This is a genomic window from Mesorhizobium sp. M0761, assembly GCF_040320205.1.
Taxonomy (GTDB): domain Bacteria; phylum Pseudomonadota; class Alphaproteobacteria; order Rhizobiales; family Rhizobiaceae; genus Mesorhizobium.
The window spans coordinates 21,252-42,372 of the sequence record NZ_JAMYPF010000005.1 but is presented as its reverse complement, the minus strand read 5'-3'; the positions used below and the strand labels follow the sequence as shown (position 1 = coordinate 42,372).

Here is a 21,121-nt window from a genome sequence, read left to right as displayed (position 1 = left end):
GGACGCTCTACCGGCCGTAATAGAGGGTGACGGTGTGCTTGGCCTCGGCGAAGAACAGCCAGCGCTCGACCAGCATGCCGGCGAACTGGACGATTGCGGCAAGCACCGACAGCGCCGCTGCGAACGGCCAGGGCAAAGCGAATGCAACAGCTAGCAGCAGGGCAGGCAAGGCGAAAGCCAGCACCTGCGTGATACGACGCAGCCTGGCGCCGTGCTTGCGCGCGATGCGAAAGCCCATTTCCTTGAGCAGGTAGTTCTCTTCGGTGTGCGGCCATTCCAGTGAGCGCACTGTACCCCCGGCGAGCCCCGTTGCCGTGTTGGCGGTGCTCGCAATCTCTAGCGCGTCATTGTATCGCCACGTCGCCAGCTTCCAGCCCCAGCCGAGCAAGGTCAGCAGCAGAGCGGCTACCGCAACGGCGGTCGAGCCGATGGCGAAAGCCTGCAGCAGCGCGTTCAACAGCACGCTGCCGGTCATCGCCGAAAAGATGAGATAGCCCGGCAGCGTATACGGGCTATGCCACTGCGCGATCGGCTTCAGCGAGGCATAGATCATGCCGGTGGTGCAGACGGTGACGATTGCGCCGATAGTTGCGAGAAGCCCGGCGATGGCCATCCAGCCTCCGGTGCGGCCAAAAAACACCCAGCCGATGCCGAACAGCCCGGCGGGAATGAAGGTTGCGACCGACGATACACCCTCGCGTGACAGCCAGGAGCTACGCCATTGCGAAAAGGCGCGCCAGGCGCGTTCGGGCCGGCCGAGATGGCCGGTCGACGACAAAAGGCCGGCGGCAATCAGGCCAAGCGCCAGCCCCATGCCGATAAGGCCGAGCCAGAAATGGGCCGGGATAAAACCCAGTCCGCCAAGCACGCCGAACAGCGCCAGCAGTCCATAGCCCGCTCCTGTGGCAGTGGTGAAGAAAACGACGGAAAAGGCTGGATGCATTGGTCAGCTCGAAAGCATGCGGTCGATCCAGCCAAGAAAACCGCCTTCGACCGTGACTGGCTCGAGCCTTGGCGCCGGCACCGATGCGGCGCGCTGGGCGCGCGGCGGCAGATATTTGTTGGTCGGCTTGTAACCCATCTCCGGCATCAGGTCGACGCCGCCACGCTCCGCCACCAGTTGCGACACCGCCGAGGTGGGATCGCCGAGGTCGCCGAAATGCCGGGCGCTGGTCGGGCAGGCGGCAACGCAGGCCGGCACGCGGTCTTCCTCGGCCAGATTGTCGTTGTAGATGCGGTCGACGCACAGCGTGCATTTCTTCATCACGCCGACGTCGGTATCGAATTCGCGCGCGCCATAGGGGCAGGCCCAGCTGCACAGTTTGCAGCCGATGCATTTGCTTTCGTCGATCAGCACGATGCCGTCCGACGCCCGCTTGTAGGACGCGCCGGTCGGGCAGACAGTGACGCAGGCAGGCGTCTCGCAATGCAGGCAGGAGCGCGGAAAGTTGACCGTGCGCCCGCCCGCCTCGGTCGTGTGCTCGTAGCTGTGCACGCGGTTGAACCAGACGCCGTCGACATGGCCGCCATAGGGGTCGATGTCGGTCAGCGGCGCCATGTGGCCGCCGGTGTTCCACTCCTTGCAGGCGGTGACGCAGGCCTGGCAGCCGACGCAGGTGTCGAGGTCGATGACCAGGCCAAGCTTCTTGTCTGTATGGGCGGGAAGGCAGGTCATTCCACAGCTTCCCTATGGACGCGGAACTCGGCGCCGAAGCGAAGGATGTCGGGCGATGGCTCGACATTTGGCGGCTGGCTGAAGCGCTCGAATTGCGGCTCGGTGAAGCCGGCTTCTTCGGAGGCGCATTTGACGATGCGAACCCTGAGATCGAACCACGCCGCCTGGCCGGTGACCGGATCGGAATTCGAATAGCGTTTACCGTTCGCATCGGCCGAGGTCTGGTCGCCGATGATGTGGTTGAGCAGGAAGCCGCGATTGCTCTCGGCGGCGTTGTCCTTCAGCCCCCAGGCGCCGCGCCTTTTGCCGATGGCGTTCCATGTCCAGACCGTATCCGCATTGACGCCGTCGACCAGCTTGATCTGCCCCTTCACCCGGCCGTTGATGCTTTCGATCCACACCCAGTCGTCGTCGGCCAGGTCGAGAACTGCCGCGGTCTTGTGGTGCACGAACAGGCGGTTCTGGCTGGTGATTTGCCGCAGCCACGCATTCTGCGAGCCCCAGGAATGATACATGTGCATAGGCCGCTGCGTCAGCGCATGCAGCGGGTATTTCTGCGGATCGACCGCGGCCTCTTCGAACGGCGTAAACCAGAACGGCAGCGGATCCATATAGGTCTCGATGCGCTGGCGTTCGCTCTCGGGCGGCTGGACGCGACCATGACCGCGCGCGGCGAGGCGAAAGCGCTGCATCGGTTCGCAATAGAGCTGGAACACGATCGGCTCGGCCTTGGGGATGAACCCCATCTGCTCCGCGAAGTCGAGATAGGAGCGGTTGGCCATCTTGTAATAGCGCTGGTCCTCAGCAAAGTCCTGGTGCCAGAAGCCGCCATTGTCGATGTAGCGCTGCAGCTGGTTTGGGTTGACCTCGCCCTTGCCTGCAGACGTGCCGTCCTTGCCGCGCCAGCCTGCGAGCGGGCCGATGCCGGGCGTGCGCTCGTGATTGACGATGTAGTCGGCATAGTCGAGGTATTTCGCCACCCCATCGTCGTTGACGAAGCAGGGCAGGCCGAGCCGGGCGCCGAGTTCGATCAATACTGACTGGAACGGCCTGACGTCGCGGTTGGGTTCGACGACGGGATGGCGGATGGCATCGCCTGGTCCGTCGGCATGGCTGATCGGCCGGTCGAGCAGGCTGATGCAGTCGTGACGTTCGAGATAGGTGGTGTCGGGCAGCACCAGGTCGGCGAACGGCACCGTCTCGGAATAATAGGCGTCGGAATAGATGATGAAGGGGATCTTGTAGTTGCCCGCTTCGTCATGGTCGGTGAGCATGGCAATGGTCTCGACGGTGTTCATCGAGGAATTCCACGCCATGTTCGACATGTACATCATCAGCGTGTCGATCGGGTATGGGTCGCCGGCCCACGCATTGCGGATGACCGTATGCATCAGCCCATGCGCGGCGAGCGGCGCATCCCAGGAATAAGCCTTGTCGATGCGGAGCGGCGTTCCGGCCTCGTCGACCAGGAGATCGTCCGGCCCGCAGACGAAGCCGAGCGGCATGCCGTCGAGCGGCGTCATCGGCTTGACCACCTTGCCGGTCGGCTTCGGTCCCGGCGGCGCCGAGCGCGGGTAGGGCGGCTTGAAACGGAAGCCGCCGGGCACGTCCACCGTGCCGAGCAGCACCTGCAGCAGGTGGATGGCGCGGCAGGAGTGAAAGCCGTTGGAGTGGGCCGAGATGCCGCGCATGGCATGCATCGACACCGGCCGTCCCTTGATCGTCTCGTGCCGCCGTCCGGCCCAGTCGGTCCACGCAACCGGCAGTTCGATCGTCTGTTCGAAGGCGACGTGGGCGAGTTCGGCAGCGATCCGGCGGATGGTGTCGGCCGGAACGCCGCATCGCGCCGCGACCGCATCGGGTGCGTAGCTGTCGTCCATGTAGCGGTCGGCGATAAGCTGGAACACCGGCACGCAACGGCGGCCGGCGAACGTGAAGCTGCCGGTCAGCGCCGGTTTCGCATCCGCATCGGCTGCGTTGACGGTTGTCTTCGCCACTCTGTCCCAGGCGAGAAGATTGTTGTCGCTGTCGCGCAGGAACAGCCCGTCGTCCGCCGCACCCGGCTCCTGGACGACTAGCACATGGGCGTTGGTGTAGCGCAGCAAATAATCGAGATCGGCGCGGCCTGCCTTCAGCAGTTCATGGATTAGGGCTAAGACGAAGAGGCCGTCGGTGCCGGGCCGGATCCCGATCCAGTCGTCGGCAATGGCGTTGTAGCCGGTGCGACAGGGGTTGATCGACACCACCTTGGCGCCGCGCGCCTTGAGTTTACCCAAGCCGATCTTGATCGGGTTGGAATCATGGTCCTCGGCGACGCCGAACAGCATGAAGTATTTCGTGTTGTTCCAGTCCGGCTCGCCGAACTCCCAGAACGAGCCACCGATTGTGTAGAGTCCGCCGGCCGCCATGTTGACCGAGCAGAAGCCGCCGTGGGCGGCGAAGTTCGGCGTGCCGAACTGGCTCGCCCACCAGCCGGTCAGCGATTGTGACTGGTCGCGCCCGGTGAAGAAGGCAAGCTTTTTGGGATCGGTCCGGCGGATATGCGATAGCCGCCCGGTCGCAATCGAAAGGGCTTCCTCCCATTCGATCTCACGGAATTCGCCCGAGCCGCGCGGGCCGCTGCGCAGCAGCGGCTTCTTCAGCCGCGCCGGGCTGTAGTGCTGCATGATGCCGGAGCTGCCCTTGCCGCAGATCACGCCGCGATTGACCGGGTGGGCCTTGTTGCCGTTGATGTAGCGGACCTTGCCGTTCTTGATATGGACGTCGATGCCGCAGCGGCAGGCGCACATATAGCAGGTGGTCTTGGCGATGCTGTCGGAGACATCGGGCGAGGTGTCGACGCCGTCGCCTTCATCCGGCGCGCGCGTGTCGGCAAGCGACCGTTGCGACGGTGCGGAATTGGCCCCGCGCGGCGCAGCTGGGTTCATGATGCCGGCGTGCTTTTGCTACCTGCGAATTTGGCCCGCGTCTTCGGTCCGGGGCCACGCATATAGTGTTCTTCAGGATGATAGCGGTCGCCGGCCAGCCGCCGCCTGAGGCCACGGGTCCAATGCGCAAACAGGGATCTGAACCGCCCGATCATTTTGTTGGATGCGATTTGTTGGCGAATTTTTTCTAACTTTGGCAGAAAAAGTAGAATAAAGCTATCGATCCGTCCAATCAGTTGTTCTTGTAAATTCGATCGGAATTGGTTCTTAATGCACACATGACGCTGGACCAGTTGCGCATTTTCGTTGCCGTTGCCGAACGCGGCCATATGACCAAGGCGGCGGAGCTTTTGGGCATCTCCCAGTCGGCGGCGTCGGCCGCCATCCGCGCGCTCGAAGAGCAGCATGGCGTTCATCTGTTCAACCGCGTCGGCCGCAACATCGAGCTTGCCCAGACGGGGTACCGTTTCCTGCCCGAGGCCAAGGCGGTGCTGGAACGCGCCGCCGCCGCCCGAAATGTGCTGGAGCATGTCTCGCAGACGGTCGCCGGCAGCCTGTCGATCGCCGCCAGCCTGACCATCGCCAGCTACTGGCTGCCGCGCAGGCTGGCCTCTTTCCATGAAGCCTACCCGGCGGTGCGCTTGAGCGTCAGCATCGGCAACACCAGGCAGGTCGAGGCCAATGTGCTCGACGGTACCGCCGATCTCGGTCTGGTCGAGGGGCGCACCGAGTCAGACATCCTCCGCCGCACCAAGGTCGACGTCGACAGGTTGATGCTGGTCGTCGCCGCCTCGCATCCCGAAATCGCCGAGATCGCGCCGGGCCGCCCGGATATCAGAGGGCTGCGCTGGATCATCCGTGAGGGTGGTTCGGGCACGCGCGAGGTGCTGGAGGACCTGGCCCGCCGCGAGGGGATATCGCTTGGCGACCTGCAGATATTTCTGGTGCTGCCGAGCAACGAGGCGGTTCGCCAGGCGGTCGAGGCCGGCGCCGGCGCCACCATCATCTCGGACCTCGTCGTCGGACGCGCCGTCGCCGAGGGCAGTCTCCGGTCGGTGCCGCTCGAACTGCCGAAGCGCGACTTCGCCATGATCACCCATCGTGACCGCCGGGCAAGCCTGGCCCAGATGGCGCTCAAGGCGCATCTCGGCGCTGAAGCGGGGAACGGCATCCCGGCATAGCCGTCCTCAGGGCATCTGATATCGGTCTAGGGTCGGGGTGAAATGGTGCGGCCTCGTTTGGGTATTTATGGTCATTATGGGGTAGCCGCAGTTATGTGTTCAGGAGAACTTCCGCTGCGCATCCAGCGCCAGGCCGAGGCCAACCGAGCCGAACATGTCGCCCTCGATAACGGCGGCTTGCGGCACCAGCGACAGGATTTCACGCCGTGCCAGCGGGATCGCGGTCGAACCGCCGGTGAGGAATACGGCGGTGATCGCAGACGCCGTTATGCCGGCATCGGCAATCGTCTGCCGCACCGTAGCGGACACCCGCTCGATGTCGGCGGCGATGGTCTCTTCCAGGCCGGTCCGCGTGATCTCGGCGGCGAAATGTGCGCCGGGCAGTGCCACCGTCACATCAGCCGAAGCCTGATCTGTCAGCGCGATCTTGGCTCGTTCGACCAGGCCGGCCAGCGCATGGCCGTAACGGTGCTCGACAATATGGATGAAGCGGTCGACAAGGTCGGCGCGGACGGCCTCGAAGCGGATCTGCCTCAGATGCGTCATCGCCTTGGCGGTGTAAACGAGGTTGATGCGTTGCCACGTCGCGAGATCAATGAAATAGCTCGCCGGCAGGTTGCGCTTGCCGTCTTTTGTCGACGTCAGATAGCCGAGCTTGGGCATGACATGGGCAATGCTGAGCAGCCGGTCGAAATCGGTGCCGCCGATATGGATGCCGCGGTTGGCCAGGATATCGTGCTTGCGGTCGCGTGAGCGGGCGCGTTGCGGCGAAACGCGCACGATCGAGAAGTCGGACGTGCCGCCGCCCATGTCGACGATCAACGCCAGTTCCTCGCGCTTCACGTCCTGCTCATAGTCGAGCGCTGCCGCGATCGGTTCGAACTGGAAGGCGATGTGCTTGAAGCCTTGCGCGCGCGCCGCCTTTTCAAGCTCGCTTTGCGCCTTGGCATCGGCTTCCACATCGTCGTCGACAAATTGCACCGGCCGGCCGAGCACAACGTTCTCCACCGGAGCGCCGGCATCTTCCTCAAGCCGCTTCTTCAAATGGCCGACGAACATGCCGACAATGTCGATGAAACCGATCTGCCGGGCCTTGATCCGCGTCTTCTCATGCGCCAGCGAACTGCCGAGCACGCTCTTCAGCGACCGCATCAGCCGGCCTTCGATGGCATCGGTGTAGTCGGCAATGGCGCGGCGGCCGAAATAGGTGTGACCGTCCTCGAAGTTGAAGAAAACCGCGCTTGGCAATGTCGGCTGTTCACCTTCCAGCGCCACCAGCCGTGCCTGGCCGTTGCGGATCACGCCCACCGTAGAATTGGACGTGCCGAAATCGATGCCGCCAAATGCCTGGTGCATTGCAGCCTCCTGTCATTGGGTCGTCGCTGTGGCAGGCGTCCGCAAGGCGCGCGCCGTCCAGAGGCCTGACCGCTCTGCCGAATGATTGTACGTGTTACCCGAGGGTTGGGAGGCGGCGGTCTATCGCAAGACTGAGAAAAGGGGAACCCCTTTTCCCCGGAAATGGGTCCTGCGCGTCAATCCCTGCGGAAAATCAGCCTGCCCAGCCAGCCGGTGATCATGGCCAGCGACACGGAGAAGACGCCGTAGAGAAACGAGTAATCATGCGCGACGCGGAAGATCGACTGTTCGAAGCCCGATTTGCGGATTTCGAGCTGGGCCGAGCTTTCCTTGAGGAACAGACCGCTCTTGAACAGGAACGCGCGGGCTTTATGGGTTCCAACCGGGACGTTGGGCGCCAGCCGCACCGTGGCGCGAAACAGGTTCTGCGACAAGAACTGCACGCCGCCGACATTCTCGCTATAGAGGCCGGTCGCCGCCTTGCGCTCGCGCAGCGCCACGGTGAATTCCTCGATCGTCGCCGGACTGTCGGTTACCTCGGCCGGCTGCATGTAAAGGTTGGAGGCGCCGAGCGACAGCTGCTTGTAGCTGATGGGTTCGGTGATGTCCTGCAGCGGCCGCGTCGTGGCGACGGAGTAGGATACCGGCACGTTCTCGAAGGTCTCGGATTCCAGATTGACCCAGACGCCGAGCACGCGGTCCTTGCGGCGCACCACCACCGGCCGCGGCGGGCCTTCGAGCACGACGATGACGTCGTAGCGCCCCTGTCGCGCGACCAGCGGGTCGGGATTTTCCAGCGAACCGAAAATGGTCAGGTCGGCGCCGGAAAAACCGGCGGTGATCGACACGGCGTCGGTGGAGAGACCGATCTGGATGCCTTCCGGCAAGGGGTTCGGCGATTGCGCTGCGGCCGGCAGAGCGACGGCGATAAGCAAAGCGGCGGCCGAAAAAATCCCCCACTGCGGCATCAGTTCAGGCCCGCGGCGGTCAGCGAATAGAGGTTTGGCGGCGTGACGAAGAGATCGATGGCAAGCCGGATGGCAACCGCCAGCACCAGCAGCGCCAGCAGTGCCCTGAGCTGTTCGCCGCGCAGCTTCTGTCCTGCCTTGGCGCCATATTGCGCGCCGGCAACGCCTCCCGCCATCAGCAGGAAGGCAAGCATGACGTCGACCGTCTGGTTGGTGGTGGCGTGGACAAGCGTGGTGTAGGCCGAGGTGAAAATGATCTGGAACAGCGAGGTGCCGATGACGACGTTGGTCGGCACTTTCAAGAGATAGATCAGCGCCGGCACCATGATGAAGCCGCCGCCGACACCCATGATCGACGACAGGAAGCCGATGCCGGCGCCGAGCCCCAGCACCGGAATGACGCTGACGAACAGCTTCGAGGCCCTGAAGCGCATCTTCAGCGGCAGCCGGTGGATCCAGTTGTGCTGGCCGGATTTCTTCAAGACCGGCGCCGCACCGCTGCGCGTCGCGCGCAGCGCATTGACGCTCTCGACCAGCATCAGCCCGCCGACGGTGCCAAGCAGCACGACGTAAAGCAGTGAGATAAACAAATCGAGCTGGCCGAGCCGACGCAGGAAGGCAAAGACAAAGATACCGCCGGTCGAGCCGACGATGCCGCCGGCCAGCAGCACCCCGCCGAGCTTGAAGTCGAGCGTGCCGCGCTTCATGTGCGACAGCGCGCCGGAGAAGGAGGAGGCGATAACCTGGTTGGCGCCGGTAGCGACGGCGATTGCCGGCGGGATGTTGTAGAAGATCAAGAGCGGCGTGATCAGAAAGCCGCCACCGACCCCGAACATGCCCGACAGGAAACCCACCGCCGCGCCCATTGCCAGCAGCACGAAGACGTTGACGGAAATTTCCGCGATCGGGAGATAGATGCCCACCCGTCAGTCTCGATCAGTTTGCCTGTCGGCGATTGCAGCCATTCCAGGGCATTGTCGCACCGAAAAGCCAATTCTTTCTTGCACCGCCGGGGCAGTGGGATCAAACCCCGCCGCCCTACCGAAACAAAAAACATCTCAAGCAGTTAACAGGCAAATGTATGGCAAGGGCGTCGCGTTAGCGACGCATCTGCCGTTATTTGTGCGCCAGCAGCGCCTTCACCAGCTTTTCGTCGATTTCGCCGGTCGCCTGCATCTTGTTGTCGGTCTGGAAAGCCATGATTGCGGTCTTGGTCTTGCCGCCCATCACGCCATCGGCGCCGCCGGCATCGTAGCCGTTCTTGTTGAGGATGAGCTGGATGTTCTTGACCGCCTTCTTCATGTCGACGCTGGCGGTGGTCTGCGGCGTGCCTTCCTGCCAGGATTCAGGAATGTCGGCCGAGTTGGACGCCGGGTCGAGCGGCTTCGGCTTCCACAGTTCCGTGGCGGCGCGCGCCCGCTCCAGCTGTTCGGGGCGCAGCGCAGTGGCGACCTCGTCGCGCTTTGCAGCCGCATCCTTGTCGCCGGTCTTGGCGACGAGCGCGAACCATTTGTAGGATTCCTCCAGGCTCTGCTTCATGCCGACGCCCTTTGCCGCCAGGATGCCGAGATTGAATTGGCTGTCCTTGACGCCGACATCGGCCGCCGCCTGAAACCAGTGCGCGGCCGATTCATTGTCGGTCACGCCGTCGGCGGCCATGGCAAACAGAACGGCCAGATTGTGCATGGCGCTGGCATTACCCTGCGCGGCGGCGAGCTGGTAGAAGGTCTTTGCCTTCTTGACGTTGCGCGTGACGCCGATGCCCTTCTCGTAGAAATTGCCGATGCGGTATTCCGCCGGTGCGAAGCCGAGCTCGGCCGATTTTTCGTACCATTTGGCCGCTGCCGCCATGTCTTCCTTGACGCCGCGCGATTCAGCATAGCGCGAACCGAGCTCGAACAGCGCCTTGGCGTCACCGCCGGCAGCCGCGTCGCGCAAGGCTTGCGGGCCGGCATCGGCCGGAACGTCTATCTTGGCCACGACAGGTGCTACCGCGGCATCAGCCGGCGGAACGGCGCCGGTAGTATCCGAGGCCGTCGTATCCGAGGCCGAGGGCGCCATGACGGCGGCCGCAGGCTGCGCGTCAGCAGCCGCCGGTTCCGCAGTGGCGGTCGTCGGCAGCATTGCATTTGGCGCGGGGGCCGGATCGGCCAGAGCCATCGGCGCTGGCGCGGGTTCCACGGCCGGCATTTCGGGCTCGGCGATCGAGGCCGCATTCATTGGCGCATCGTTGCCAACTGCCGGTTCCGTGGGCTCCGCCTGCCTGACGGTCCGGGCCGGCGCGTCCTGCACGGCCACCTGCGCGTCTGCCTTGGGTTGGCTGGCAGCGTTGACCGAAGCAGTCTCGACCGGCTGCGAGGCGACGATCGGCGCTGTATCGTTGCTTGCGACCTCGACCGGGTCGGCGAAGAAGGCCTTGCCGAGTTGCAGGCCGGCAAGCGCCAGCATGATCGCGACCGCTCCCATCAGTATCGGCTTGCGCCGCGCCTTGAGCAGGTCGCCGATACGAAGCGCCTTGACCGGGCCCTTCATGGTGGACTGGCGTTTCAGCGCGTCGGCCTCGGCGGCCGCAGCCTGCGCCGCGCGCCTGGCAGCGGCAATGAAGTCGGATTTCGATGCATCGCCGGAGTTTTGGCGCACCGGTGGGCCACGTTCGTCGCGTACGCGCTTCATGATGGCGTTGAGGTCGGGCGCGCCGGAGCCCGGCTCCAACGGTCGGTTGGCGAGCTTCGGATCGAGCGGCTCGTCGAGATCGACGCTCGGCATGTCGACATTGGGCCCCGAGCCGGCAAGCGGCGGCATGTCAGCCGGCTTCTTGCCCCTGAAGGCGCGCGCCAATCCACCGAACAGCGACGTCTTGGCCGTGGCTTCGCCTTTCTCGGCAATCCTGTCGGAACCGAGCGCTGCCTGGGCAGCGGCCGCGGCAGCCTCGGCTGGCGAGCGCCGCACGGGTTCGCTGCCCATGACCGGGTCGCTACGCGTACCCGGGTCGGCGCGCATATCCGGCTCGCTGCGCATGATGGCGGCGGCGCGGCCGTCGAGATCGGCCATGTCTCCGGTCAGCGGCAGCGGCTGGTCGATATCCATCGACGGCGCGTCCTGCACCGAAATCTTGGAGGCGCGTGCATCGCGGGCCCGCCGCGCCGGCTCGGCCTGGGCATCCAGAAGCTCGCTCACCGCCTCGGCCGGTTCGCTGGTCTCCAGCGAGCCCAGACGATCGACGATCTTGAGCAACGTGTCGTGGATAGCCTCGAATGTCCGTGAATTGCGCTCGTCCGAACGACGCGTCAGCGCTTCCAGCGTCTTCAGATCCTGGGCAAGGCCGGTAACGGCCGCGGTGTTGGCGTTGGAATCTGCCAGCGAGCGCACGGCGCTCTCGGCCGCTTCGCGTGCCGCGCCCATGATGGATTCGCGGGTTCCAGCCAGCGACTTCTCGATTTCGTTGAGACGCGGGCTGATGTCCTCGAATTCCGGCAGCGGCGTGCCGGGCTTCGACAGGTGAGCCGACAGGCCGGAGACCTGCGCCTCGAGGCTGCGGATCAGTGCCGGATCGATGCCGGCGACCTGCGCGGCCGACGATTCCAGCCGGCTTGAAATGTCTTCGAGCCGGCTTTCCAGGCCGCGGATCGCCGCCTCGTTGGCAGGATCGGGAATGCGCGTCTCCATGCGTTGGGCGAGTGCGGTGAAGCGTGCGTCGATGGCGTCCATGATGCCGGCGCTGTCAGCCTGCGGCTGACGCTGGTCCAGCCGGTCGGCAACCTCGTCCAGCCGCCGCTCGAGATCGCGAAACAGCATGTTGCCCTGTTCGATGGCGTCGCCCTGCCGGCGTTCCATCATGCCCGACAGCACGTCGAAGCGCTGTTCCAGACCCTGGAAGATATAGTCGGCGTCGGGCATGGCCGGGGCGCGGTCGATCTTGTCGGCGATCATCGCGATCTGCTTGCCGAGGCGCTCCATCGCCTGTTCCGGCAGATTGGCGCGGCCGGCAAGCTCGTCGACCCTGTTCGACAGCGTGCTGAGACGGTCGAGAACCTCGCCGCTCGGACGAACCTGCACGACTTCCTCGATCTGCTGCGCCAGCGAGGCGATCCGCTTCTCGATGCGCTCGAACGGTTCGGGGTCGAAGGAATTGGCCTGTGCGGCGACGGTCGAGGCGACGATGGCGCGCGAAATCTCATCGAGCCGTTCGTCGATCAGGCCAAGCGTGTCGCCGCCGCGGTTGCTCTGCTGGCTGACGAAATGATCGACGGCGCCGGCAAGCGTGCGGACCTTTTCTTCCATCGAGCGCAGCGACAGCGATTCCGGCAGATTGTGGACCGCATTGCTGATCTGTTCGAGCCGGTCGGTCAGGGCCGAAAATCCGGGGCCGTCGGCGCGGTTGCGCTGGTCGGCGTCGACACGGTCCTCGAACGCGCTCCAGCGGCGGTCGAAATCGTCCCAGCGGCGGTCGACCTTCAGCACGCTTTCCTCGCGCGCCAATGTGTCGAGCGCCGTCTTTACCTGCTCGAGCTCGAGCCGCAGCATGTTGACGCTTCGGTCGTCGCTCTTCTCGGCCAGCGTCTGGATGGCGCCGGACAGCCGCTCGAATTCGACGCCGAGTTCGGCGCTGCCCTTGCCGGGCAAGCCGCCTGCCTGACCACCCGATTGGTTGCTCGCCTGGAAGGCCCGTTCGATGTCCTTGCGCAACGCGGCGAATTCGCGCTGCAGGCCGGCCGTCATCTGATGGCGCAGTTCCTCGCGCAGGCCACGCAATTCGCCGGCGATCTTGCCGACCACGGCGACGCTGTCTTCCTGGCCGCGCACGCGGTCGATGTCGCGGGCGATCGCCTGATAGTTCTGGTCGAAGCCGGCCGGCGCCGCGCCTTTCGGCCGCGGCGTGGGCTGCGGGTCCTCGTACCAGCGCGGCGGGGCGTAGGGCTGGGCGCTTGCGTAGCGCGGCTCCGGGGCGGGCCGGCGCGGATCGAAGCGCTCGGCGGCGTCCTCGCGCTTGCGCTCCAGCCGCTGCTCCAGCGTTTCCAGCGAGCGGTTCAATTCATCGAGCGTGGTGTTCGGCCTGCGCGGCCTGCCGGCGTTGAGTGTATCGAGATAGGACCGCTTGCTGTTCATCGATGCGTCCGTTTTTCAGAATGGCCGGCTTGCTGCCAGTTTCCCAAGTCCTTGTCGGGAACGAAGGCGGCCGCGCGGCACTGCTGCGGCGGAAGACGAGCTTCCCGGGCCAGGCCCGCTCTCCGAAAAACCGTGAAAAATTCGCTACAGGATAAACACGGGTGACCGACATCCGCACATTTCACCCATCGTGGTAAACAAGGTGTTAACCAAGCTTAAGAAGTTACGGCATTGCTGAAATACAGACGGTGCCCGTTCGGACCCGGCGCCGGGGGTGCGGCATAAGGTTTCGCAATCCCAGAACGCCCTTGCGTCATGCGGCGGCTATCGATATAGAATTGACGTAAACGTAAGAGAGGCGCCGTTCGTGCCTTTTGCGATGAATTAGTTGAAACCACGACTGGAAGCATGCCCCCGCTTCCACTCAGGCGTTGCAAGGTCCGAGACCGCGATGCCACGACAGGGGAAAGCCAGTGACTATGAAACTTGTTTCGCCCGGCGAAGCCGCGGCCAACACCAACAATATGTCTGCCGAAGCCAGTGAGGAGCTCGTGCGCATCGGCGAGATGGCCAAGAAATACGGCGTGACGCTGCGCACGCTGCGTTTCTATGAAGACAAGGGCCTGCTCAATCCAAAGCGCGATGGGGCGACGCGGCTATACACGCGTCGCGACAAGGCGCGGCTGAAGCTGATCCTGCTCGGCCGCAAGGTCGGGTTCTCGCTACGCGACGTCAAGCAGATGATGGATCTCTACGATCCGACGGGATCCAACACCAAGCAGCTGCGGCTGGCTCTCGACAAGTCGGAGAAGCAGCTTGCCCGCCTGCAGAAGCAGCGCGCGCTGATCGACGACGCCATCAACGAGTTGAGCGGCTCGATGTCGGCCGTGCGCCAGATGCTGTCCGAGCGTTCGGCCCCGGCCAGCGCCGCCAGCTGATTTTGCTCCGCAGCTCCCGGCGAAAGCTTTGAACTTAAGAGCCGCGCGGCCGCCCGCGCGGCTCTTTTTGTTTGACCCCCCTCGCTTTGCACAAAGCCATGCACCGCTCGTGCCGATAGGCTGGCATAGGTAAATTTTGTCCCGGCGACAAAATTGACGTTTACGCAAACGTCAATTTTTGCTATCCCGCTTTCAACATTGGCCCGCATGCCGCCCCAACCTCATGTTTCGGGGCTCGATCTCGCGGCCAAGACCCGCATGGTGGAGGAAACACATGCCGATCTACAGGGCGCCGGTCCAGGACACGCTGTTCGTGCTCAACGAGGTGCTGGGTTATCAGCGCTACTCCAACCTTCCCGGATTTGCCGACGCGACGCCCGACGTTGTCGAGGCGATCCTCGCCGAAGGCGCCAAGCTCGCCGAAAACGTTATGCATCCTCTGAACCGCGTCGGTGACATGGAAGGCTGCGTGCGCCATGAGGACGGCTCGGTGACGACGCCGAAGGGCTTCAAGGAAGCCTACGACCAGTATCGCGAAGGCGGCTGGATGGGACTGGCGGCGCCCGTCGAGTTCGGCGGCCAGGGGCTGCCCTATGCCGTGCACACCGCGGTTGCCGAATACATGGTTTCGGCCAACATGGCGCTGATGATGTATCCCGGCCTGACGCAAGGCGCTATCGCTGCGATCATCACACACGGCACCGACGAACAGAAGGCGACATGGCTGCCGAAGCTGGTCGAGGGGTCCTGGACCGGTACCATGAACCTGACCGAGCCGCATTGCGGCACCGATCTCGGCCTGCTGCGCACCAAGGCGGTGCCGAACGGCAACGGCACCTACAAGATCTCAGGCCAGAAGATCTTCATCTCGGCCGGCGAGCACGACATGTCGGAAAACATCGTCCATCTCGTGTTGGCCCGCATCGAAGGCGCGCCGGCAGGCGTGAAGGGCATCTCGCTGTTCATCGTGCCAAAGCTGAAGCTCGATGCCTCGGGCAATCCGGGCGAGAAGAACACGCTCTCCTGCGGGTCGATCGAGGAGAAGATGGGCATACACGGCAATTCGACTTGCGTCATGAATTATGACGAGGCCGAAGGCACGCTGCTCGGTGAGGCCAATGGCGGCCTGAAGGCGATGTTCACGATGATGAACGAAGCCCGGCTCGGCGTCGGCCTGCAGGGCCTGTCGCTGTCCGAGATCGCTTACCAGAACGCGGTCTCCTACGCCAAGGACCGGCTGCAGGGCCGCTCGCTGTCTGGCGCCAAGGCGCCGGACAGACAAGCCGATCCGATCATCGTCCATCCCGACATCCGCCGCTCGCTGATGACCATGAAGGCCTTCAACGAGGCCGGCCGCGCGCTGGCGCTGTGGACGGCGATCAAGTCCGACATCGCCCACCGCTCCGCCGACGACAAGGATCGCCAGGCGGCCGACGACTATACCGGCCTGCTGACGCCGGTGATCAAGGGCGTGCTCACCGACAAGGGTTTTGACCATGCAGTCATGGCGCAGCAGGTGTTCGGGGGCCACGGCTACATCGAAGAGCACGGCATGAGCCAGTTCGTGCGCGATGCCCGCATCGCCATGATCTATGAAGGCGCCAACGGCATCCAGGCGCTCGACCTCGTCGGCCGCAAGCTTGGTCTGAATGGCGGTCGCGCCGTGCAGGCCTTCTTCAAGGACGTCGGCGAGTTCTGCGAGGAGAACCGCGCCGACGAGAAGCTGGCGCCTTTCACCAAGGCGCTGAAGAAGGGCCTCAACGATCTGCAGGCGGCGACCATGTGGCTGGTGCAGAACGGCATGGCCAAGCCCGACAATGCCGGCGCCGCGTCGACCGATTACATGCATCTCTTCGGCCTGGTCGCGCTGGGCTACATGTGGGCGCAGATGGCCAAGGCCGCGCTCGGCAAGACCGGCGCCAACGGTTCGCAGTCGTTCTACGACAACAAGGTGGTGACGGCGCGCTTCTTCATGGAGCGGATCATGCCCGAGACATCGGCACATCTCGCCCGCATTTCCAGTGGTGCGGACACGCTAATGGCGCTGCCTGCGGAAGCGTTCTAGAAATGGCCGGCGTCCCCCTCCCCTTGAGGGGAGGGTGGCCCGAAGGGCCGGGAGGGGTCCTGCGTGCAGTGCGCCGGCTGGTTGGCGCTTTGGTAGGAGATGATCGCAATGCCCCAAACCCGCGTCAATTCCGAAGATAAGGTCGAGCACGTCATCGGCGACCCCACCCGACCGCTTCGCGGCCACCCTCCCCTCAAGGGGGAGGGGGACGTTGGCGCGGGAGAAACGGCATGACAAATCCATCAGAAGTGCTCTCTTTGCCGAAGCCAGCCTGGGCGGCGGACGAAGTCGGCATGCTCTACGACATGGCGCATCGCTTCATGTCGGAAGAGATCGCGCCGCGCTACGACGAGTTCGAGAAGAACGAGATGGTCGACCGCGAGAGCTGGCGCAAGGCAGGTTCCGCCGGCCTGCTCTGCGCCTCGATGCCGGAGGAATATGGCGGCTCCGGCGGCACCTTCGCGCATGAGAGCGCCATCATCGAGGCAATTGGCCATGTCGGCGTCGACGGTTTCGGCATCGGTCTCCACAACGCGATCGTTGCTCCTTACATCCTTCACTACGGCTCGGAAGAGCAGAAGAAGAAATGGCTGCCGAAACTGGCGACCGGCGAACTGATCGGCGCCATCGCCATGACCGAGCCGGGCGCCGGCTCCGACCTGCAAGGCGTCAAGACGCGCGCCGAGAAGGACGGCAACCAGTACAAGATCAACGGTTCGAAAACCTTCATCACCAATGGCCAACTGGCCAATTTCATCATCGTCGTCACCAAGACCGATCCGGCCAAAGGCGCCAAGGGCACCTCGCTGATCGTCGTCGAGACCGACGAGGCCGAAGGCTTCGAACGCGGCCGCAACCTCGACAAGATCGGCCTGAAGGCCAACGACACGTCGGAGCTGTTCTTCAATGATATGCGCGTGCCGACCTCGAACCTGCTTGGCCACGAAGAGGGACAGGGCTTCATCCAGCTGATGCAGCAATTGCCGCAGGAGCGCCTGCAGATCGGCACCGGCGCGATCGCCATGATCGAACGCGCCCTGGCGCTGACCATCGACTACGTCAAGGATCGCAAGGCCTTCGGCAAGGCGATCATCGAGTTCCAGAACACCCAGTTCAAGCTCGCCGAACTGAAGACCGAGGCCACCATCGGCCGCGTCTTCTACAATGATTGCGTCACCCGCCACATCAATGGCGGCCTCGATCCGGTGGCGGCGTCTATGGCGAAATACTGGCTCTCGGACCTGCAGGGAAAAGTCGTCGACGAATGCCTTCAATTGCATGGCGGCTATGGCTACATGAATGAATATCCGATCGCCCGCATGTTCCGCGACGCCCGCGTCCAGCGCATCTACGGCGGCACCAACGAGATCATGAAATTGCTGATCGGCCGCTCTCTCTGAGAGCGACGTCGGCAAAGCAAGGAGCAAGCAAATGGCCGAAGCTTATGTCTATGACGCCGTGCGCACACCGCGCGGCAAGGGCAAGAAGGATGGCTCGCTACACGAAGTGCCGGCGGTGCGGCTCGCCGCCAGGACGCTTGAGGCGCTGCGCGACCGCAACGGCCTCGACACCGCAAACGTAGACGACATCATCTTCGGCTGCGTGGACCCAGTGGGCGAGGCCGGCTCCGTCATCCCGCGCGCCGCCGCCTTCGAAGCCGGCTACGACAACAAGGCGCCGGGCATGCAGATATCGCGCTTCTGCGCTTCGGGTCTCGACGCCATCAATTTCGGCGCCGCCAAGATCGCTCAAGGCGCCGACGAGATCGTCATTGCAGGCGGCGTGGAATCGATGTCGCGCGTCGGCATGGGCGCCTCGGGCGGCGCCTGGTTCATGGACCCGTCCGTCGGCCTGCCCGGCTGGTTCGTGCCGCAAGGCATATCGGCCGATTTGATCGCCACCAAGTATGGTTTTTCGCGCGACGACGTCGACGCCTATGCGGTCGAGAGCCAGAAGCGCGCCGGCAAGGCCTGGGCCGATGGCCGTTTCAAGAACTCCGTCATACCGATCAAGGACCAGAACGGCCTCACCATCCTCGATCATGACGAGCATATGCGGCCGTCGACCGACATGCAGTCGCTGGCCTCGCTCAACCCGTCCTTCGTCATGCCTGGTGAAATGGGCGGCTTCGACGCGGTCGCCGTGCAGAAGCACCCTGAGGTGGAAGAGGTCAATCACGTCCACCATGCCGGCAATTCGTCGGGCATCGTCGACGGTGCCGCCGCAGTGCTGCTCGGCTCCAAGAAGGCCGGCAAAACGATGGGCTTGAAGCCACGCGCGCGTATCCGCGCCTTTGCCAACATCGGCTCCGAGCCGGTGCTGATGCTTACCGGTCCGGTCGACGTCACCGAGAAGCTTCTGAAGCGCGCCAAGATGAAGCTGTCGGATATCGACCTGTTCGAGCTTAACGAGGCCTTCGCCTCGGTGGTGCTGCGCTACATGCAGGCATTCGAAATCCCGCACGACAAGATCAACGTCAATGGCGGCGCCATCGCCATGGGCCATCCGCTCGGTGCCACCGGCGCGATGATCCTGGGCACGGTGCTGGACGAGCTCGAGCGCCGCGATTTGAACACCGCTCTGGTGACGCTCTGCATCGGCGCCGGCATGGGCACCGCAACGATTATCGAACGCGTCTGATTTTCGGCCGGAAGGAGAGAGACATGACTTATACAAACTTCACGGTCGACACCGACGCAGACGGCATCGCGCTGGTCACCTGGAACATGCCGGACCGCTCGATGAACGTCTTCACCGAAGAGGTAATGAACGAGCTCGACAAGATCATCGACCAGGTGGTGGCCGACGCCGCCATCAAGGGCGCGGTGATCACCTCGGGAAAGGACAGCTTCTCCGGCGGCGCCGACCTGACCATGCTGCAGAAGATGCTGGCCGTATTTGCCAAGGAGAAGACCAAGGACCCGGAGAAGGCGGCACAGCTTCTGTTCGACAATGCCGGCCGCATGGGGGGCCTGTGGCGCAAGCTCGAAACGTCGGGCAAGCCCTGGGTCTCGGCGATCAACGGTACCTGCATGGGCGGCGCGTTCGAGCTGTCGCTGGCCTGTCATGGCCGCGTTGCCGCTGACTCCGAAAAGGTCAAGATGGCCTTGCCGGAAGCCAAGGTCGGCATCTTCCCCGGCGCCGGTGGCACCCAACGCGTGCCGCGCCTGACCGACCAGCAGCAGGCGTTGCAGATGCTGACCACCGGCCAGACGCTGTCGCCGCAGAAAGCCAAGGCGATGGGGCTGATCCACGAGATCGCCGAACCCGGCAAGCTGATCGAGACCGCCAAGGCGATGATCAGGAACGGCCTGAAAGCCGTCCAACCCTGGGACGAGAAGGGCTTCAAGCTGCCCGGCGGCCTGATCTATTCGCCCGCCGGCTTCAATCTGTGGCCGCCGGCCATCGCCATCCTGCGTCGCGAGACCTACGGCAACTATCCGGCCGCCGCGGCCATCCTGAAATGCGTCTATGAGGGCCTGCTGGTGCCGTTCGACACCGGTCTGCGCATCGAACAGCGCTATTTCACCGAAATCATGCAGTCCAAGGAAGCAGCAGCGATGATCCGCTCGCTGTTCGTCTCGCTGCAGGAGCTCAACAAGGGCGCCCGCCGTCCGGCCGGCGTGCCGGAGACCAAGTTCAAGAAGATCGGTATTCTCGGCGCCGGCTTCATGGGTGCCGGCATCGCCTTTGTCACCGCCAAGGCCGGCATCCCGCTCGTCCTGCTCGACCGCGACATGGCGTCGGCCGAAAAGGGCAAGGCGCATTCCGACAGCCTGATCTCCGATCAGGTCAAGAAGGGCCGCGCCAAGCCCGAGGAGAAGGACAGACTTCTGTCGCTGATCACGCCGACGGCCGACTATGCCGATCTCGCCGGCTGCGATCTGGTGGTCGAGGCGGTGTTCGAGGATTCGGCCGTCAAGAAGGCTGCCACCGAACAGGCCGAAGCCGTGCTGAAATCGTCAGCGGTCCTCGCCTCCAACACCTCGACCATCCCGATCACTGCACTGGCCAAGAATTCGGCGCGGCCGAAGAATTTCGTCGGCATCCACTTCTTCTCGCCGGTCGACAAGATGATGCTGGTCGAGATCATCCTGGGCAAGAAGACCGGCGACAAGGCGCTGGCCACCGCGATCGATTTCGTGCGCGCCATCAAGAAGACGCCGATCGTCGTCAACGACACGCGCGGCTTCTACGTCAACCGCTGCGTGCTGCGCTACATGTCGGAAGCCTACAAGATGCTGATCGAAGGCGTTCCGGCGCCGATGATCGAGAACGCCGCCAAGGCCGCCGGCATGCCGGTCGGCCCGCTGGCGCTTACCGACGAGACGGCGATCGACCTTGCCCAGAAGATCATGAAGCAGACCATCAGGGACCTCGGAGACAAGTCTGTCGACCCCAGGCAGATGGCGCTGATCAACACGCTGGTCGACACCCATGGCCGCTTCGGCCGCAAGAACGGCAAGGGTTTTTACGACTATCCGGCCAAGCCTGCCAAGAAGAAGCTGTGGCCGGGCCTGAAGGATCTCTATCCGCAGCTGGAGGCCGAGAAGGTCGACTATGAGGAACTGCAGCAGCGCCTGCTGGTAACCATTGCGCTGGAAGCGGCCCGGGTGATGGAAGAGGGCATCGTCACCGATCCGCGCGAGGCCGATGTCGGCTCGATCCTCGCCTTCGGTTTCGCGCCATTCACCGGCGGCGCGCTGTCCTATATCGACGGCATTGGCGCCAGGGAATTCGTCAGAATAGCCAAGGGCCTGCAGAAGAAATACGGCGCCGAGTTCAAGGCGCCCAAGCTGCTACTCGACCTGGCGGAGAAGGGCGAGACCTTCTACCAGCGCTTCGATCCCTATGCGAAAGGCGAAGTGCAGAAGGCCGCTTGAGCTAGCGCCCCATGTACGTCTG

The 21,121-nt window shown here is 63.9% G+C and carries 13 protein-coding genes; 6 read left to right on the top strand and 7 right to left on the bottom strand.

The window, feature by feature from the left end; all coding sequences use genetic code 11:
* Positions 1-7: 7 nt before the first annotated feature.
* The 3 genes from NKI32_RS09955 to NKI32_RS09945 are packed head-to-tail and all read right to left on the bottom strand — an operon-like array spanning position 8 to position 4,602.
* Entirely contained in the window at positions 8-943 is a 936-nt protein-coding gene (locus tag NKI32_RS09955; RefSeq protein ID WP_353002561.1) for a dimethyl sulfoxide reductase anchor subunit family protein, read from the bottom strand.
* A 3-nt stretch (positions 944-946) separates the two neighbouring features.
* A complete protein-coding gene (locus NKI32_RS09950) occupies positions 947-1,675 on the bottom strand; it encodes a 4Fe-4S dicluster domain-containing protein (protein ID WP_352510951.1) in 729 nt (242 codons plus the stop codon).
* Positions 1,672-4,602, bottom strand: coding sequence for a molybdopterin oxidoreductase family protein (locus tag NKI32_RS09945; protein ID WP_352510950.1), 2,931 nt, complete (start codon positions 4,600-4,602; stop codon positions 1,672-1,674). The genes NKI32_RS09950 and NKI32_RS09945 overlap by 4 nt, the downstream gene beginning before the upstream one ends.
* Positions 4,603-4,880: 278 nt before the next feature.
* Between NKI32_RS09945 and NKI32_RS09940 the strand changes: the two genes are divergently transcribed.
* Entirely contained in the window at positions 4,881-5,783 is a 903-nt protein-coding gene (locus tag NKI32_RS09940) for a LysR substrate-binding domain-containing protein (RefSeq protein WP_352623901.1), read from the top strand.
* A gap of 99 nt (positions 5,784-5,882) precedes the next feature.
* Here NKI32_RS09940 and NKI32_RS09935 read toward each other — a convergent pair whose 3' ends face one another.
* The 4 genes from NKI32_RS09935 to NKI32_RS09920 form a co-directional block, all read right to left on the bottom strand.
* Positions 5,883-7,139, bottom strand: a complete 1,257-nt coding sequence (locus NKI32_RS09935) for an Hsp70 family protein (RefSeq protein WP_352623899.1) — start codon at positions 7,137-7,139, stop codon at positions 5,883-5,885.
* 176 nt (positions 7,140-7,315) lie between these two features.
* Complete coding sequence (locus tag NKI32_RS09930) at positions 7,316-8,107, bottom strand: TIGR02186 family protein (RefSeq protein WP_353002560.1); 792 nt, start codon at positions 8,105-8,107, stop codon at positions 7,316-7,318.
* Entirely contained in the window at positions 8,107-9,030 is a 924-nt protein-coding gene (locus tag NKI32_RS09925; RefSeq protein WP_023669608.1) for a sulfite exporter TauE/SafE family protein, read from the bottom strand. The genes NKI32_RS09930 and NKI32_RS09925 overlap by 1 nt, the downstream gene beginning before the upstream one ends.
* A 193-nt stretch (positions 9,031-9,223) precedes the next feature.
* Positions 9,224-13,213, bottom strand: a complete 3,990-nt coding sequence (locus tag NKI32_RS09920) for a peptidoglycan-binding protein (protein ID WP_352623897.1) — start codon at positions 13,211-13,213, stop codon at positions 9,224-9,226.
* Positions 13,214-13,692: 479 nt separating this feature from the next.
* Here NKI32_RS09920 and NKI32_RS09915 point away from each other — a divergent pair, with 479 nt between their 5' ends.
* The 5 genes from NKI32_RS09915 (at position 13,693) to NKI32_RS09895 (ending at position 21,099) form a co-directional block, all read left to right on the top strand.
* Positions 13,693-14,151, top strand: a complete 459-nt coding sequence (locus NKI32_RS09915; protein ID WP_023669610.1) for a MerR family transcriptional regulator — start codon at positions 13,693-13,695, stop codon at positions 14,149-14,151.
* A gap of 274 nt (positions 14,152-14,425) precedes the next feature.
* A complete protein-coding gene (locus tag NKI32_RS09910; RefSeq protein WP_352623894.1) occupies positions 14,426-16,216 on the top strand; it encodes an acyl-CoA dehydrogenase in 1,791 nt (596 codons plus the stop codon).
* Positions 16,217-16,446: 230 nt separating this feature from the next.
* Positions 16,447-17,616, top strand: coding sequence for an acyl-CoA dehydrogenase family protein (locus NKI32_RS09905; protein WP_352623892.1), 1,170 nt, complete (start codon positions 16,447-16,449; stop codon positions 17,614-17,616).
* A gap of 31 nt (positions 17,617-17,647) precedes the next feature.
* Positions 17,648-18,856 carry an acetyl-CoA C-acetyltransferase gene (locus tag NKI32_RS09900; protein ID WP_023669613.1) on the top strand — a complete coding sequence of 403 codons (1,209 nt, stop codon included), beginning with the start codon at positions 17,648-17,650 and terminating at the stop codon, positions 18,854-18,856.
* Between the two features lie 23 nt (positions 18,857-18,879).
* The gene (locus tag NKI32_RS09895; RefSeq protein ID WP_353002559.1) at positions 18,880-21,099 is read left to right on the top strand and encodes a 3-hydroxyacyl-CoA dehydrogenase NAD-binding domain-containing protein; all 2,220 of its coding nucleotides are present in this window, start codon (positions 18,880-18,882) and stop codon (positions 21,097-21,099) included.
* Positions 21,100-21,121 lie beyond the last annotated feature (22 nt).